The following is a 16,763-nucleotide window of genomic DNA, read 5'->3' as shown; positions in this document are numbered from 1 at the left end:
TATTTAATTAATGGCTTGCTGCCTGTCGGATATCTGTTTTGATAATGAAATTGGTCAGCGGTGGCGTAAACTAAAATTTTACTAAAATGATTTTAAGAAAAAATAATTGTGATGACTATCACATGTTTAAATTCGCTAAGCGGCTAGGGTTTATATAATAAAAGATAAGAGAATAAATCTTGTAATACATAGGGTTGAATTGTCATTATGGTTAAAATTAAAGATATTGCTCAAAAGGCCAACGTTTCTTTGAGCGCAGTATCGATAGCGATTAACGGCAAAAAAGGGTTATCCGTAGAGACGCGGGAGAAGATCCTGAAAATTGCCCATGAATTAAATTATCAACAATCATCGACAAGAGAAATTCGCGGCGTATTACGATTCCTGAAAATTGCTTTACATGGCGAAACGATCAACGAGGCGCATAACCTGTTTATCAGTGGATATATTGATGGGCTCATCGAACAGGCCGGAAAATACAGCTATGCGCTTGAGGTTGTGGGCTATGACAAAAAAAGCGTTGAAGAAATCGTCCGCTCACAGAATAGCGGAGCCCTCGCCGATGGGCTGGTCATCCTTGGCACCGAGTTCGAGCAGGGGGACTTTACGCCCCTACGCCGATTATCGGTACCCTTTGTGATTATCGATAATGTGAACGATTTTTTACCCTTTGATTTTATTAACATGAATAATCGCGCGGCGATTTACAACATTCTTCACCATTTCAAACGTGCCGGAATAGAGGATATTGGGCTGGTATACAGCGATGCGCATACGCCAAATTTCAGGCAACGTGAGCAGGCATTTCATGAACTGGTACCGACGATAGGGCTAAGATCCGCAGAGGAGAATCTGGTCTGCGTCAGTCCGAACGCCCGATCGGCATATGAAGCCATGCTGAGCCATATCAGGGCAGCAGGAAAAATTGCACAAGGCTATTTTTGCATTAATGACATCGTCGCCTATGGCTGTATAAGAGCGCTACACGAATGTGGATTCCGCGTGCCCGACGATGTTTCAGTTATCGGTTTTGACGACCTGCCGGTCTCCGGGGTGATGGAACCGGCGCTGACTACCGTGAAAGTGGGGAATAAAAAGCTGGGAGCCGCCGCCGTTGATTTACTGGTCAGTAAAATAGACCACGGGCGGAATAACAACCATACCAGCGTGTTGCTCAGCGGTGAACTGGTCAAAAGAAAAAGCGTGCGTCAACGTTCCGCAAAGCCATGATGAATTACGTTATTTCGTATCAACAGCCACGTATTATTGAGGGTATTATGATTATATCAAGCTTAGATAATGTCAGTCATGATTTTACTCCGTTAACGGAAATACTGAATCATCCCGAACTTGAGCTGTCGACGCTGATAAATACGCCGCCCGGGAAATATTCTGTACAAGGACAGGAGTGGTTCTATATTATCAGCGAAGATGAAACCAAACCTGAAACTGGTCATAAAGCCGAGTTTCATAAACTCTATGGCGATATTCAGCTGGTGATTAACGGCTCGGAAACAATTTACTTCAGGACCACTCCGCCAGATGCAGATGAGTACGGGGTACCGCCTGCCGCAACCGATCTTTATTTTTTAGAACACGGTAGTACGAATGGTTCAGTGGTGCTGAACAAGGGCGAGTTTATTGTTTTTTATCCCGGCGAAATTCATAAACCGATGTGCCATACCGCAGGTCGCGCTAATAGCGTCAAAAAACTGGTGGTGAAATTCCCTTATACCCGGCAAGAGTGAAAACGGGGTGATTAACGCAAGGGTTGCTGACGACCTTTGCGTTAATCCTGAAGGCGGGCTACCGTTTGCTGTCAGACGGGGAATTATCTCCCCAGTAGGGCGGGGTTCCCACTTTCTCAAGCATAAAGTCGATAAAGGTTCTGACCTTATGCGGTAAAATCCGCTTTTGCGGATAGAGCATCCAGATGGCGGTTTCGCTGGGGAACATACTAAACTCCCGGTCCGGAAAGACCCGCTGGATATGGCCTTTTTCCTCCTCCTCACGGGATAACCAGTCAGGCAGAATCGCAATCCCGGCGTGGTTGCAGCAGGCATAAAGCATCGCGGCGCTGTCGCTGACGCTAAGCCGATAGTTAATCGATATCCGCTGCCATTCCTCTTCTGACCCGGCTTTGCGCGTATACCACCCGGCACCGTGCAGGCGAGAAAACATCACAATATTCATCTCTTTCTGACCGTCGCCGCCGGCACCGAGGGTGGCGGGAGGGCTGTTTTGCGCGATCCACTGCGGGCTGGCCCACGCTGCGCGCGTCTGAGAGGCCAGTTTGCGAGCGTGAATAGAGGAGTCCGGCAACACCCCAATGCGGATACTCAGATCGATTCGCGCTTCAATCAGATCCTGGATCTCATCATTAAAACTGATATCCAGAGAGATGTTGGGGTGCAGGCGGAGAAACTCATCGACAAAAGGCATGACATGTAACCGGCCAAAGGTGCTGGGCACGCTGATGCGCAGCAGGCCGGAAGGGTGCTTATCCAGCGCGGAAGTTAAATGGCGCGCTTCCTCCCATTGCAGGAGCAGCTGTCGGGCATGAGAGTAGAAAAAATCCCCGGTTTCCGTCAGCGTTAATCCGCGGGTGGAGCGGTTAAACAGCGTCACCTGTAAATACTCTTCCAGTTCAGAAATATGACGAGAGGCGGTGGATACTTCTATATTTAACGCTTTGGCTGCGGCGCTAAAGCTTTTATGATCGGCGGCGCTGACAAAGGTCCTGATTGCGGATAAATGGTTCATCGAATTTTACGTCTCATTTATGATGAATGTCTTTTCAGCAACCCATTCTGGTGTAGCCGCTTAGCAATAACGGTCCTGACTGTACAGCTTATCACTTTGCTTCCCCAATTATTCCCTGCAGTATTCATGGATACTGATGGTCGATGCATAAAAACGGCTTCCCCAACTGTAGGAAGCCGGATGATTAATGGCATAACATTATTTTGCCGTAACGCGCCAGACGGTATTTCCGACATCATCGGCGATGATTAACGCCCCCTGATTATCCTGAGCGAGTCCGACCGGAGCGCCATACAGCTCTTTCTCATCCCGGGAGACAAAACCGCTGACTACGCTCTCTGGCTTACCGACCGGTTTGCTATCTTTAAAGGCGACGAAGCTAACTTTATAGCCATTGAGCGGTGAGCGATCCCAGCTGCCGTGCTCGCTGATAAAGGCGCCGCCCTGGTATTTTTGCGGCAGCATCTGCCCGGTATAAAACAGCATCCCCAGCGGCGCAACGTGGGAGCTCAGGGCGTAGTCCGGCTTGATGGCTTTGGCGACCTTGTCCGGGCGAGTCGGCTGGACGCGGCGATCGACATGCTGGCCGAAATAGCTCCAGGGCCAGCCATAAAAACCGCCGTCCTGAACGGAGGTCAGATAATCGGGAACCAGGTCGGCGCCTATCTCATCGCGTTCATTGACAATCGCCCACAGTTTCCCGCTCTGCGGCTCCCAGCCGAGGCCCGTCGGGTTCCTGATGCCGCTGGCAAAGATCCGGCTGGCTCCCTGTGCGGTATCGACTTCAAGAACGGCGGCGCGACGGTACTCAACGTCCAGACCGTTCTCGGTAATATTGCTGTTAGAACCGACCCCGACATACAGCTTCTTACCATCGGGACTCGCCAGCAGCGCTTTGGTCCAGTGGTGGTTAATGGTATTGGGCAGATCGGTGAGCTCGGTTCCGGCATCGCTGACGTGCGTTTCACCCTGCTGATAGTGATAACGCATGATGCTGTCGGTATTGGCCACGTACAGGTTGTCGCCAATCAGCTGTACGCCGAACGGGGAGTGCAGATGTTCGAGGAAAACATGTTTCTCCCAGCCGCTGCCGCTTTTGCGTAGCAGGGTAATGCGATTACCGCCTGTACCGCCTTTGCCGGACTGATTTTTTACGATCCCGGCAACCAGCTGTTTCGGTGTGGTCAGCGGCTCTTCGCCGGGACTGTTGCTTTCAACCACCAGCACATCATCGTTTGGCAGGACGTAGACCATGCGCGGATGCAGGAAACCGTCGGCCATCTTCTCAATGCTCAGTCCCTGGGCGACGTCCGGCTGCGCGCCTGCTTTCCAGCCCACGCCGGACGGAACCTGCATTGGCGGCATCAGGTAATCCTGTGCTTTTGGCATCAGCGGATCGGGCCCGGTTTGTTGAGCCGGCGACAGTTTCGCTTTTTCATCACATCCCGCAAGGACCAGAGTCAGCGTTAACATTACTGGTAGGGGCAGTAATATTTTATTCATAGCCATAACCTTTATTTTTTGCGTGGCAGGAGGAGCTGATAATGTTGGCAAGAAGCACACAGATAACGGTGATGGTCGAATAGACCACATTTTGTGGCGCAATGGCGTAAGCATCGCGGCTGTGGACAAAACAGTTCACAATGGCTGAAATAATCGCGATGACGTTCAGCCAGAAATCAATTTTCGCCGCCGGGAGCCGAGGGGAAGGGGCGAAGAACCAGACCTGCGCGAGATTAATCAGCCGTGGGACGATCGCGAAAATCAACCCCAGGGCAATAAGCCAGCTGGCGCTTTTTCCCCACATCACGTTGGCGCTGTAGAGATAAATAATATCAAAGATCCATCCGGCAATAAAAAAACCGTAAGGTACGGGGTTGAGAAGATTATAAATTATTGTCGCAAGCGTATTACGCCGGCCATGAGAGTGTTCACTCATACTATTAATTCCTCGTCAGGGAGAATAAAGGCACGCTGAGGTTTCTGCTGTCAGTTACGTAATAAGGACAGGTGAATGGCTGCCTGCAAAATAACCGGACTAATTAGTGTGTATTAACATTATAAACACGTAAATAATTATACATATTGTTAATAAGTTCGATATATCAATGTACGGAAATCTGTTTTGCAGAAATCGCCATACCTGATGGTGTTATAGTTAGTTATTGTGGTATTCAGCTAAATCGACTACGCAGAGATGTTCAGGTCATGGTCAGCGGAAACTGCGTGGGGATATTAATCGTGATGTGGGAGAATATGGAATGAACTTACCGGTTGTCGCCGTCCTTGGGCTGGGTGCTATGGGGCACGCTTTTGCCAGCAATCTGCTAAAAAATGGCTTTACCGTCCACGGCTGGAACCGTTCGCCAGAACGGGGGGAGGATCTGCTGGGCTGCGGGCTTATCCGGCATGCGACGCCGCAGCAGGCGGTGGCGTCTGCCGAGGTCATTCTGTCAGTCCTGACCGATGCGGAAGCCACATTGAACGTGATCCAGCAGATTGCCCCCGAGTGCCGGGAAGGCGCGATTTTTTGCCAGATGGGCACTATCGGGGTCGGGGAGACCCGGGAAGCCATCGGCCTGCTGGAATCAAGGGCTCCTTCGCTGATCTACCTCGATGCCCCGGTTTCGGGGACCAAAAAACCGGCCGAGAATGCGCAAATTCTGGTGCTCGCCAGCGGCGATCGTCCGCGATGTGCGGCAGCTGAGCGCGTATTCGCCGCCATTGCGCGCCGCACGCAATGGTTTGGTGAAGCCGGCAGCAGCCAGAAAATGAAGCTCGTGCTGAACGCCTGGCTGATTACGATGATGGAAGGCGTGGCCGAAAGCGCATTGCTGGCGGCGAAATTAGGGTTTTCCCCCGCAGAGTTCTGGCAAGCGGTGGATGGCGGTCCGCTGGCGGCGCCGTATGTCAAAGGCAAGCTGGATATGATTGCGGCGAACCGTTTTCCTGCGCAAATGCAGCTCAGCCACGCGCTAAAAGATGCCAATCTGGCGCTCGATGCGGCCGAAGGCACGGAGCTGCCGATCCTGAGCAAAATCGCCGATTGCTGGGACGAGGCGGCCGCAGATGGCTATGCCGATCAGGATCTGGCGGCGGTTTACGCCTGGCTTGCGGGCCAGCCGAAAAGCGAGCGCTAAGCGCTAAGCGCAAAGCGCAGAAGGTCCTGGTGAGTGTGGCGTGAAACCAGCCGCGCTCTTCACGTCGCCCCGAGGAGCGACGCTCAGGAAAAGGCCTCTACTATATCCCCGACCGTCCAATACTCTTGTGCGCCGTCAGGGAGACGGTCATTTACCCGAGTATCGATGCGTTCCGCCTGGGCGCACTGCGCCGGCGAGGAATTATTGAGTTTGCTGTAGTCGCAAACCACACTCGCCTGGCTGGCGTGCTTCACGGAGAGCGTCGCTCGCCCTGCAAAACGAACCATTCACTTTTAGAAATCCTCCGACCGACGTTAATCCCCATGTCGGCAGATAATGAATGAGTCTGTCCCAAACCAGCTTTCTACATCACACTCGCCTGGACGCACCCCACTATCAGTTTGTGCTTATTGTATTCATGCCTGTCGGTTTCTACGCTTGCGTACCGTATTCGCGGGAATAGTTCCGCGCGGAACGGTTACGGTCGGATGAGATAAGTATGTTATTCCTTGTTGGGAACTTTTTAATAGAAAAAAAGCTAATTAACTCATCCGCTTAGGTTCGAGTTTTATTGTTTTTCCTGAGAATGAATCAGTCTGGCAATAGTTTTGCTATCTATAAAAGGCAAAACCAAAACGAACGTTTCTTTTAAGAGGAAAAAGCATGACTCGTAAACTTGCTATTTATGGTAAGGGGGGGATTGGTAAATCCACCACCACGCAAAATACCGCCGCAGCATTGGCCTTTTTTCATGGTAAAAAAATTTTTATTCACGGCTGCGATCCTAAAGCTGACTCCACGCGCCTTATTCTTGGTGGTAAACCGCAAGAAACATTGATGGATGTGCTACGCGATCAAGGGGCGGAGAAAATCACTAATGAAATGGTGGTGAAAACAGGCTGTTTTAATATTCGCTGTGTCGAATCCGGTGGCCCGGAGCCAGGGGTGGGCTGTGCCGGCCGTGGGGTGATAACCGCCATTGACTTGATGGAAGATAATAAGGCCTATACCGACGACCTTGATTTTATTTTCTTTGACGTGCTGGGTGACGTCGTTTGCGGCGGGTTTGCCATGCCTATCCGCGATGGCAAAGCCCAGGAGGTTTACATCGTCGCATCTGGTGAAATGATGGCGATATACGCCGCCAACAATATCTGCAAGGGGCTGGTGAAATACGCCAAACAGAGCGGGGTGCGCCTCGGCGGTATCATCTGCAACAGCCGAAACGTTGATGGTGAAAAGGAGTTTCTTGAGGAGTTCACGGCGGCGATTGGGACGAAAATGATTCATTTTGTCCCACGTGACAATATTGTCCAAAAAGCCGAATTCAATAAAAAAACGGTGACCGAATTTGACCCCAATGCTAATCAGGCGCAGGAGTATCGCGAGCTGGGACGTAAAATCATTGAAAATGACGATCTGGTGATCCCACAGCCATTATCCATGGATCAGCTGGAAAAGATGGTTGTTAAATACGGGATGATGGATTAATTCTCTCCAGGGTTAATATCCCTGTATTCAGCCATATTTGTCAGATGGGGTGGATGATATGCCTTACCATGAATTTGAATGCAGTAAATGTATTCCTGAACGTAAACAACATGCGGTTGTGAAAGGGGAAGATGAAAATATTACATCGGCGTTACCTCTGGGGTATTTAAATACTATTCCGGGAACCATCTCCGAACGCGGGTGTGCCTATTGCGGGGCCAAGCATGTTATTGGCACGCCAATTAAAGATGTCATTCATATTAGTCACGGGCCGGTGGGCTGTACGTATGATACCTGGCAAACGAAACGCTACATTAGCGATAACGATAATTTCCAGCTGAAATACACGTTTGCGACTGACATGAAAGAGAAGCATATTGTTTTTGGTGCGGAGAAGGTGCTCAAAAATAATATTATTGAAGCATTCAATGCGCATCCGACGATTAAGCGTATGACCATCTATCAGACCTGCGCCTCAGCCCTGATCGGTGACGATATCGCGGCTATTGCGCAGGAGGTTATGGATGAGCGCCCGGATGTCGATATTTTCGTCTGTAACTCCCCGGGCTTTGCCGGTCCCAGCCAGTCAGGTGGGCACCATAAAATCAATATTGCCTGGGTTAATCAGAAAGTGGGCACCGTCGAGCCGACGATCGTCAGCGATTACGTCATTAACTATGTGGGCGAATACAACATCCAGGGTGACCAGGAAGTGATGGTGGATTTCTTCAGGCGGATGGGGATCCAGGTACTCTCTACTTTTACCGGCAACGGTTCGTATGACGACCTGCGCGCGATGCATAAAGCGCACCTCAACGTGCTGGAGTGCGCCCGTTCGGCGGAGTATATCTGCAATGAGCTGCGCGTACGCTACGGCATTCCGCGCCTGGATATTGACGGTTTCGGCTTCGGACCGCTGTCCGACTCATTGCGTAAGATTGGCCTCTTTTTTGGTATCGAAGATCGCGCTCAGGCAATTATCGATGAAGAAGTGGCGCGCTGGAAACCCGAGCTGGACTGGTATCGGGAGCGGCTGAAAGGTAAGAAAGTCTGCCTCTGGCCGGGGGGCTCTAAGCTGTGGCACTGGGCGCACGTGATCCATGAAGAGATGGGCCTGGAGGTGGTATCGCTTTATACCAAATTCGGCCATCAGGGCGATATGGAAAAGGGGATTGCTCGCTGTGAAGCCGGGGCGCTCGCCATCGACGACCCTAATGAGCTGGAGTCGCTGGAGGCGATGTACACCCTGAAACCGGACGTCATTTTTACCGGTAAACGCCCTGGCGAGGTGGCGAAGAAAATTCGCGTGCCGTATCTCAACGCCCATGCTTACCACAATGGCCCCTATAAAGGTTTTGAAGGCTGGGTGCGTTTCGCGCGCGATATCTACAACGCGATTTACTCGCCAGTCCATCAGCTGGCCAAACTCGACATCAGCCAGGACGTTATCCCTACAACTCAGGGCTTTGCCACGGCGCGCATGCTCTCTGACGCCAGCCTGAGCGAAGAGATACGCAACAGCCCGGATCTGCGTGAATACACCGGCGGCTACGACAGCGTGACGAAGCTGCGCGAGCGCGAATACCCGGATTTCCCGGCGCAGGCTTCAGGCCGCCAGGAGGCCGTATGACCCAGGATGAAAAAATCGAGCAGATGGTGGATTACATCATGAAGCACTGCCTGTGGCAGTTTCACTCTCGTAGCTGGGATCGGGAAAAGCAGAACGCTGGCGTACTGGGAAAAACCCGCGAACTGCTGTGCGGCGAACCCGTCACCCTGGATACCCCTGCGGACCGCTGCTACTGGGCTGACGCAATGGTGCTGGCGGATGCATGGCGTGCGCGCTTTACGTGGCTGAAGTCGATGAGCGTCGATGCCGTTGCCGAACTGATGGATGCGCTGCATCAGCGCCTGAACTATCTGACTATTACCGGTTCACTCAACGCCGAGCTGACCGATAAGCGTTATTAAGAGGGGTTGATCATGTCTTGTGAACTGAAAGCGAAAGATCGCACCGGGGTAATCAATCCCATTTTTACCTGTCAGCCTGCGGGCGCGCAGTATGTCAGTATTGGCATTAAGGACTGTATCGGCATTGTTCATGGGGGACAGGGCTGCGTGATGTTTGTCCGTTTGTTGATTTCCCAGCATCTGAAGGAGAGCTTCGAGATTGCCTCGTCGTCGGTTCATGAAGATGGTGCGGTATTTGGCGCGCTTGACCGGGTTGAACAGGCGGTGGATGTGCTGCTGATGCGCTATCCCCACGTTAAGGTTATCCCGATTATCACGACCTGTTCCACGGAGGTTATCGGGGACGATGTGGACGGCGTCGTGCGTAAGCTCAACGATGGGCTGCTGAAGGAGAAATACGCCGGCCGGGAAGTGCATCTGATCCCCATCCATACGCCGAGTTTTGTCGGCAGTATGATCAGCGGCTATGACCTTGCCGTGCGCGATATGGTGAAATATTTTGCCCGTAAAAGCGAACCTAGCGGCAAGCTGAATTTGATAACCGGATGGGTCAATCCGGGGGACGTTACGGCCCTTAAGCATCTGCTGGCGGAGATGGCGATCGACGCGACAGTATTGTTCGAAATTGAAGAGTTCGATTCGCCGCTGATGCCTTCCGGGAACCATGTGTCCCACGGCAACACCACGATTGCCGATCTGGTCGGTACCGCTAACGCGACCGCTACCCTTGCGCTCAACCGTTATGAAGGGGCAAAAGCGGCCCGCTATCTGGAGGAGACCTTCGAAGTGCCCGCGCTGATTGGCCCGACGCCGATTGGCATTCGAAACACCGATACTTTTTTGCAAAACCTCAAAAACCTGACCGGCAAACCTGTTCCGCCATCGCTGGTGCGCGAGCGCGGTATCGCCCTCGATGCCCTGACCGACCTGGTGCATATGTTCCTCGCCGACAAAAAGGTGGCGATTTACGGCAACCCGGACCTGGTCGTAGGGCTGGCGGAATTCTGTCTCGATCTTGAGATGAAGCCGATGCTGCTGCTGCTCGGCGACGATAACGCCGGCTACGGCAGCGACCCGCGTATCCAGGCGCTGCAGCAGCAGGTGGATTACAAGATGGAGATTGTCACCAACGCTGACCTCTGGGAGATGGAGAAGCGCATCACGGATGGCTCCCTGGAGCTGGATTTGATCCTCGGGCATTCAAAAGGACGCTTTACCGCCATCGACAACCAGATCCCGATGGTCAGAGTCGGCTTCCCCACTTACGACCGCGCCGGCCATTACCGGCACCCGGTCGTGGGCTATGCCGGGGCCATCTGGCTCGCGGAACAGATGGCCAATACGCTCTTTACCGATATGGAATACAAGAAAAATAAAGAGTGGATCCTCAACGTCTGGTAGTCGCCGTATCCAACGCCGGGGGAACCCGGCTTTTTTCCTGGAGAATATCTATGTCGACGTTACTGTTTGAAAGCGACGACCAGCGCTTTAGCCGCTGCTATGAACACGCCTGCGGCTATCATCATCGGGCGCGACTGCTGGTGGATCAGACCCGGTCATCAAGCCTGGTGTTCAACGTCGGGGCCATTGCGGTGGAGTGTTATCTCATCGCGCTCTGCGCCCTGTATGGCGATATGCCGCTCAACCACAACTACCGCAGCCTGTTGTGCAGTATTGAAGAACACCTTGAGATCGACGATGCGCTCCGGCAGAACATTTTGTCACTGGATACCATTTTCGGCATCTGCTCCGTTGATGACTATCACCACGGCGCCCCTGATGAGAGCGACGGGGCACGCATTCTGGTGCTTTGCGATGAGCTGGATGCGTTAATCAAGGCCGGGCGGGTAGCGCTCGCGGAGAGATCGTGATGGAGACTTCCTCATTCATGTCCGGACACCCGCACGGTGAAATGCGTCGGGATGAACGCGAGATAACCGACCTGGCAGAAATCGACGCCATTCTGACCCAGGAGAGGGTGATGCATATCGCGTTATCCTGCGATGACGTACCGTTTCTGCTGCCGGTTTTCTACGTATGGGATGGTTCATCGATCTATTTTCACTCTGCCCGCGCTGGCAGCAAAATTGAGATCATGAAAAAAAACCGGGCGATCTGCTTTGCTATCTCTCAGTTCGGCGGGGTGGTGGAAGATCCTCTGGCCTGTAATTATGAAGCGCGGCACCGCACGGTTATTGGCCTGGGGAAAACGTATTTCGTTCAGGATGATGCGGAAAAAATTGCCATGCTCCATCGGCTGATGGCGCGTTTTAGTCGCAAATCCTTCACCTTTCCGGCGGCTAACCTGACGGCGACGCAGGTTATCCGCATCGACATTACGTCGATGAAAGGTAAGCAGCACGGCTTTTAATGGGGAGAATGCCATGAAGATCGCCGTATTTGTTGATGAACGAGGCATAACGGCCCCGCTGGGCCAGTCCGGCTATGTCAACGTCTTTACCCGCGAAGAGGGCCAGTGGCAGAGCTGTCAGCGTATCCCTTTTGCTCTCTCACCTACGCTTACGCTTAGCCAAATTCGCCAGCGTACGCTATCCATGCTGGCCGAGCTGCCGCACTGTCGGCATTTTGTCGCCAGCGAGATCCGCGGCGCGCTGCTGGCATGGCTCGACGGCATGGGGCTAACCATGTGGAAAACGAGCGGCAGGCCGGAAGACTTTCTGGATCGTATCGTCGTGCAGATACCGCCCGCGCCTGAACCTGTCACCCTCCTTCCTCAGGCATTCATCATGCCCGCCGAGGGGGAAGGGGCGTTTCGCGTGGATTTGCTGGCGGCGCTGCAGAGCGGCGGAGCGCACACCTCGAAGCGGCTGCTGATGCCGTTCTTCGAGCAGCAGACGTTTAGTTCGCTGGAGATCCGCTGCGACCATCTGCCAAAGTGGTTTTCTGCTCTGGACCCTGCCCGTTTTACCTGGCGCGTCATGCCCGGCGGCGACGGCATGCTCAGCGTCATGGTGGAGCCTGTACGCTAATGTACGAAAGCCAACAATAATGTACCTTGCGGAACACTTTCTCCCGTCGTGCGCGCCTGGTTTTTTAAAGAAATAAATAAATTCAATTGGTTATGTCGCGCTCGTTTCAGGCTGCGCTGGCGTTGATTTTGCATCAGAGAACGCAGGCGGTTTAACGCCGCTCGCTCGTGAGTCTGGTCGTCTATTTATCGGGAGAAACGCGATGCACCTTGAGAAAAGAGCTTTTAACCTGACCGGCGCGACACTTTCCCCCCTAACGGAGCCGCTGTCGTTCAGCTGCCGTCTGGGGGAGTGCCGTTCTGAACTGATGCCGCTGCTCTCGGAGGTCAGTAAAGTGGTCAGCGCAGAGGGAAAACTTTCGCGCACCCTGAAGCTGGTGCTGGAGCTGATGCAAAAACATATGCAGGTGATCCGCGCCATGATTACCCTCTATGACGCGAGTTGCGATCAAATCTTTATCCATGAAAGCTACGGCCTGTCGCCGGAAGAGGTGGAAAAAGGCGTCTATGCGCCGGGGGAAGGCATCACGGGACGGGTGATTGAGACGCGACAGCCCATCGTGGTGCCGCATATTGCCGATGACCCTTTATTCCTTAACCGTACCGGCAGCTGGGATAAGCAGCGTGACGGGCAGCACTCGTTTATATGCGTCCCGATTATCCGTGGCCTAAAGGTGATGGGGACCATCGGCATTGAACGCGTTTACAACAATGTCCAGCTGCGTTTTTTAGATCTGGAAGTGCTGCGGGTCATTGCGGCCATTATTGCTCAGGCGGTGGAGCTTCATTTACTGGAGCGCGCGCACAAAAAAGTGCTGCGGGCGCACAGTACGGCCATCAGTCAAAGCGCGGAAAAGTATAAGCCTGCCAATATTATCGGCAACTCCCGCGCCATGCAGGCGGTATATCAGCTGATTGATAAAGTCAGCCACGCGCGCACCACCGTGCTGATCCTCGGAGAGAGCGGAGTTGGCAAAGAGCGGGTAGCTACGGCGATTCACCAGAACAGCCACTGTTCGGCGGGCCCCTTCATCAAATTCAACTGCGCGTCATTGCCGGAGAGCGTTATTGAGAGCGAACTTTTCGGCCATGAGAAAGGGGCGTTTACCGGGGCCATTTCCCGCCGGGCAGGACGTTTTGAAGAGGCGGATGGCGGTACGATTTTTCTTGATGAAGTCGGCGAACTCTCGCCCTCGGCGCAATCCAAACTGCTGCGCGTCATACAGGAGCGCAGCTTTGAGCGAGTGGGCAGTAACGATACGCTGCAGGTTAACGTCCGGATCCTCGCCGCCACCCATCGGGATCTCAGTGAGATGGTCGGGAAGGGGACGTTTCGCGAAGACCTCTATTATCGCCTGAACGTCTTCCCGGTTACCATTCCCCCCCTGCGCGAACGCGGGAACGATATTTTCATTCTTGCCGATCACTTCAATGCCTGGTTTGCCCGCGAGCAGGGGGTAGAGATCCCCACTATCGCCACGCCTGCGCTGAATATGCTGCTCAACTACGACTGGCCAGGCAACGTACGGGAGCTGGAAAACGTAATGGAGAGGGCGGTGCTGCTGGCGGATGAAGGTATCATTCATGCCTGGCATCTCCCCCTGTCGCTTCAGCCGGTGATTGAGCATCTGGCGGAGCAGGATGGCCTGGAGGCTCGCCTTTCGCGAATCGAATACGATCTGATTGTTGAAGCGCTGGGTATGTTTCAGGGAAATGTCTCTCGCGCCGCCGCGCATCTGAATATGACGCGTCGGGCGCTGGGGCTAAGGCTGGAAAAATACCGCTTGAACTACAAACAGTTTAGGGGGCAAGCCTGACGATGACGCGTAACAACCGCGACAATATCCATACGCCTGAGCGTCCGGCACCCAGGCACAGTGAACCCCGCCCGCTGATTGCCCATTCGCCAGCGATGAAACAGGTGATGACCCGCTTGCAACAATATGCGTCAGTGCAAACGCCGGTGCTGCTGCGCGGCGAACCCGGAACCGGAAAAGATACCATCGCGCGCGCCCTGCATCGCGGGTCGTCCTGGCGGGAAGGTCCCTTTGTGAAGCTTGCCTGCGATCATGTGGCGGAAGAGGAGGTATTGCACGCGTTGCTGGGAGATGCCATGCGCACGCCGCCGGTGCCCGGAGCGTTGGAGCAGGCGGCGGGCGGAACTCTTTTTCTAAGCGAGATCGGTCACTTTTCATTACGCCTGCAACGGCTGTTGATACTGCTGCTTGAGCAACGTCCTTTTCTCTCTCCGGTCGATAATCGCAGCCGGTGCGGCGATACCCGGCTGGTGTGCGCCAGCGAGCTTAATCTGGAGGAACGGGTTGCTCAGGGCGCTTTTTTGCCGGAGCTATATTACCGCTTGCACGTGGCCAGTATTCCGCTCCCGCCGCTACGCGAACGACCTGAGGATCTCCCTGGGCTGGTGGAGGATTTTTTTCGCCGCTTTAACCGGCACAATCACGTTAAGGTGCAGTTGGATCCGCAGGCGCTTTCGCCGCTGTATGTTTGCCAGTGGCCTGGCAATCAGCGCGATCTGGAAAACTGTCTTGAATATGCGGTGCTGCATCGCCAGAGCGATATCATTGCGCAACTGCCCTGTATTCAGGGACGCTGTCTGCGTAAGCAGCTGAATTTGCGTATTGAAAACTACAGTAAACGACGGAGAAATATCTCTCTGCCGGAACCTGCCGGCGGGTGGGATCCCTGCCGGGCGCCCGCAAATATCCAGGCGCCGACGGCGGTGACGGTAAGCGGTAGCGATGCGGATGACGAAATTCGGCATCGATTTATTACGGCACTGGAGAAAAGCGGATGGGTAAAAGCCAAAGCCGCGCGGTTGCTCAATATCACGCCGCGCCAGCTCTATTATGCGCTTCATAAGCTGAAGATTGAGGTGCGAAAATTTTGAATGAAAATAGGGGAAGGTCATCTTACTCAGAACAACGCCAATAATGACATCCTGCTTTCTTGTATGTTCCATAAGCTATTCACCGTCAGCAGATGGGGAGATAATAAGTATCCTTATTGCGTCATGCGCCACCCCATATCCAATTGATGTTCCCCAAATGCCATCTGGTAATTTTGCTTCAACGGACTCCTTTACCGACGGCGGCTTGAGCTATAGCCAAAATTAAGAATGCCGACACAGCAATTGATAAGTTACTATTTTGGTTCCATAAAATCCGGGAGAACGGGTACCGGCAGCACGGAAAGGACTTTTAAGCGCTGCAAAGTTCGGACCTGAGCGCGTTCGAGATGGTCTTTCAGGCAGGCTGCCGCCAGGGGCCAGTTTCCTTTCAGCAGCATGCCATACACCAGAGCGTGTTCCTCCAGCGTGGTTGTTTCCACCGGGATAGCAAGTAAATCGTAGAAGATGCGCGTGACGATGAAGGGGGACTGATGCTGACGCAGGATTTGCATCATCAACTTATTACCGGCAGGTTCGAGGCAGCGGACGTGCAAATCCTCTTCAAGTAATTCCAGCTCCGTGGCCGTCAGCTGCCGGCCTTTGTATTTATGCGTCTTTTCCAGCATGGAAGCAATCCACTCCGCCTGGAGGAGAGGGCCAGCCTTGCAGAGCGCTGCGGGTTCGAGGCTGGCGCGGATCTCAAAGTGATCCGCGATTTCTCGAGCGGTAAGCGGTCCCGTCAACCACTGTGAATAGGGCTCTTTTTCTACCAGTCCCTTATCGCGCAAGCGCATCAGGCTTTCACGGACCACCGAACGACTCACGTTGTAGTACAGCGCCGCCTTTTGCTCATTAACCTGATAACAACCGAACACCATCGCGGTTGAAAGCACGATCTGCAGCCCTTCCAGTACCTTCTCCCCGCTGGTGCGAGTGTCCACCAGCGCTTGCTGCTCGTTAAGCCCGAACAATTCTCGCGTTAAGGCAATACGCAAGGGTTCTACGGCTTCCGCATCCTGCGCCACGATAAAGCCGCGACCCTCAAATCGGGTAATCAGACCTTCTTCATGTAACAGACTTAACGCCCGGCGCACCGGTACCCGGCTGGTGCCGAATAGTTGCGCTAACGGACCTTCCAGCAGCACCAGGCCCTTAGGCACTCGCTGCTCTATCAAGGTGTGACGTAAAAACTGCCGAATGACTTCATAGCGCGCAGAGGCGGTTTCTTCCGTTGCCGCATGCGAAGGGTTTGTCTGCATGACCATATTTTCGATCCTTACCTCATCGCACTTACCTTATCACATCCTGCTCAATGACATAGCTACCCGCATCGCTGGCACCGCCGTGGTGCAGAATGCCCTTTAATGGACCATTGATAACAAAATACATTTTGTTCCATGTCGTGCCGATCCGGGGAAGCAGGAGCAGAGGCCGCAACAGCTATGCTTCATCTCCATGATATTTAATGATTAATACAAATATAATACACTTTGATCACATT

The 16,763-nt window shown here is 53.2% G+C and carries 16 protein-coding genes and 1 pseudogene; 12 read left to right on the top strand and 5 right to left on the bottom strand.

Annotated features, from left to right (window positions below; all coding sequences use genetic code 11):
- The first annotated feature begins 207 nt into the window (after nucleotides 1-207).
- On the top strand, nucleotides 208-1,230 hold the full coding sequence (locus tag QFI97_RS18870; protein ID WP_095095840.1) for a LacI family DNA-binding transcriptional regulator: 1,023 nt from the start codon (nucleotides 208-210) through the stop codon (nucleotides 1,228-1,230).
- Entirely contained in the window at nucleotides 1,227-1,748 is a 522-nt protein-coding gene (locus tag QFI97_RS18865; RefSeq protein ID WP_346431785.1) for a NanQ anomerase/TabA/YiaL family protein, read from the top strand. Before QFI97_RS18870 ends, QFI97_RS18865 begins: the two co-directional genes overlap by 4 nt.
- Before the next feature lie 58 nt (nucleotides 1,749-1,806).
- Here QFI97_RS18865 and QFI97_RS18860 read toward each other — a convergent pair whose 3' ends face one another.
- From QFI97_RS18860 to QFI97_RS18850, 3 genes are all read right to left on the bottom strand, one after another.
- Entirely contained in the window at nucleotides 1,807-2,763 is a 957-nt protein-coding gene (locus QFI97_RS18860) for a LysR family transcriptional regulator (protein ID WP_095095846.1), read from the bottom strand.
- A 198-nt stretch (nucleotides 2,764-2,961) separates the two neighbouring features.
- A complete protein-coding gene (locus QFI97_RS18855; protein WP_346431784.1) occupies nucleotides 2,962-4,266 on the bottom strand; it encodes a PQQ-dependent sugar dehydrogenase in 1,305 nt (434 codons plus the stop codon).
- Nucleotides 4,259-4,702 carry a DUF2231 domain-containing protein gene (locus QFI97_RS18850; RefSeq protein WP_346431783.1) on the bottom strand — a complete coding sequence of 148 codons (444 nt, stop codon included), beginning with the start codon at nucleotides 4,700-4,702 and terminating at the stop codon, nucleotides 4,259-4,261. The genes QFI97_RS18855 and QFI97_RS18850 overlap by 8 nt, the downstream gene beginning before the upstream one ends.
- Before the next feature lie 322 nt (nucleotides 4,703-5,024).
- On the opposite strand from QFI97_RS18850, the gene QFI97_RS18845 reads away from it, so the two are divergent.
- Nucleotides 5,025-5,903, top strand: coding sequence for an NAD(P)-dependent oxidoreductase (locus QFI97_RS18845; protein ID WP_346431782.1), 879 nt, complete (start codon nucleotides 5,025-5,027; stop codon nucleotides 5,901-5,903).
- Nucleotides 5,904-5,986: 83 nt separating this feature from the next.
- On the opposite strand, the pseudogene QFI97_RS18840 reads toward QFI97_RS18845, so the two are convergent.
- Nucleotides 5,987-6,157, bottom strand: a pseudogene (locus tag QFI97_RS18840) (hypothetical protein); the annotation flags it as partial.
- A 409-nt stretch (nucleotides 6,158-6,566) separates the two neighbouring features.
- Between QFI97_RS18840 and nifH the strand changes: the two are divergent.
- From nifH to QFI97_RS18790, 9 genes are all read left to right on the top strand, one after another.
- Nucleotides 6,567-7,394, top strand: a complete 828-nt coding sequence (nifH, locus tag QFI97_RS18835) for a nitrogenase iron protein (RefSeq protein ID WP_095095861.1) — start codon at nucleotides 6,567-6,569, stop codon at nucleotides 7,392-7,394.
- A gap of 58 nt (nucleotides 7,395-7,452) precedes the next feature.
- The gene (gene anfD / locus QFI97_RS18830; RefSeq protein ID WP_095095864.1) at nucleotides 7,453-9,024 is read left to right on the top strand and encodes a nitrogenase iron-iron protein, alpha chain; all 1,572 of its coding nucleotides are present in this window, start codon (nucleotides 7,453-7,455) and stop codon (nucleotides 9,022-9,024) included.
- Nucleotides 9,021-9,365, top strand: coding sequence for a Fe-only nitrogenase subunit delta (anfG, locus tag QFI97_RS18825; RefSeq protein ID WP_095095867.1), 345 nt, complete (start codon nucleotides 9,021-9,023; stop codon nucleotides 9,363-9,365). Before anfD ends, anfG begins: the two co-directional genes overlap by 4 nt.
- Before the next feature lie 12 nt (nucleotides 9,366-9,377).
- On the top strand, nucleotides 9,378-10,766 hold the full coding sequence (gene anfK / locus QFI97_RS18820) for a Fe-only nitrogenase subunit beta (protein ID WP_346431781.1): 1,389 nt from the start codon (nucleotides 9,378-9,380) through the stop codon (nucleotides 10,764-10,766).
- Nucleotides 10,767-10,816: 50 nt separating this feature from the next.
- The gene (locus QFI97_RS18815) at nucleotides 10,817-11,236 is read left to right on the top strand and encodes a hypothetical protein (protein ID WP_095095873.1); all 420 of its coding nucleotides are present in this window, start codon (nucleotides 10,817-10,819) and stop codon (nucleotides 11,234-11,236) included.
- The gene (locus QFI97_RS18810; protein WP_331850518.1) at nucleotides 11,236-11,736 is read left to right on the top strand and encodes a pyridoxamine 5'-phosphate oxidase family protein; all 501 of its coding nucleotides are present in this window, start codon (nucleotides 11,236-11,238) and stop codon (nucleotides 11,734-11,736) included. Before QFI97_RS18815 ends, QFI97_RS18810 begins: the two co-directional genes overlap by 1 nt.
- Nucleotides 11,737-11,749: 13 nt before the next feature.
- The gene (locus QFI97_RS18805) at nucleotides 11,750-12,355 is read left to right on the top strand and encodes a Fe-only nitrogenase accessory AnfO family protein (protein WP_095095876.1); all 606 of its coding nucleotides are present in this window, start codon (nucleotides 11,750-11,752) and stop codon (nucleotides 12,353-12,355) included.
- Between the two features lie 202 nt (nucleotides 12,356-12,557).
- Entirely contained in the window at nucleotides 12,558-14,171 is a 1,614-nt protein-coding gene (locus QFI97_RS18800) for a sigma-54 interaction domain-containing protein (RefSeq protein ID WP_095095879.1), read from the top strand.
- A gap of 2 nt (nucleotides 14,172-14,173) precedes the next feature.
- A complete protein-coding gene (locus tag QFI97_RS18790) occupies nucleotides 14,174-15,262 on the top strand; it encodes a sigma 54-interacting transcriptional regulator (RefSeq protein ID WP_346431780.1) in 1,089 nt (362 codons plus the stop codon).
- A 254-nt stretch (nucleotides 15,263-15,516) separates the two neighbouring features.
- Here QFI97_RS18790 and QFI97_RS18785 read toward each other — a convergent pair whose 3' ends face one another.
- On the bottom strand, nucleotides 15,517-16,527 hold the full coding sequence (locus QFI97_RS18785; protein ID WP_095095885.1) for a GntR family transcriptional regulator: 1,011 nt from the start codon (nucleotides 16,525-16,527) through the stop codon (nucleotides 15,517-15,519).
- Nucleotides 16,528-16,763: the final 236 nt, after the last annotated feature.

The organism is Klebsiella scottii (assembly GCF_036561945.1).
In the GTDB taxonomy this organism is placed as follows: domain Bacteria; phylum Pseudomonadota; class Gammaproteobacteria; order Enterobacterales; family Enterobacteriaceae; genus Klebsiella; species Klebsiella scottii.
This window is presented reverse-complemented; position numbering and strand designations above follow the sequence as displayed.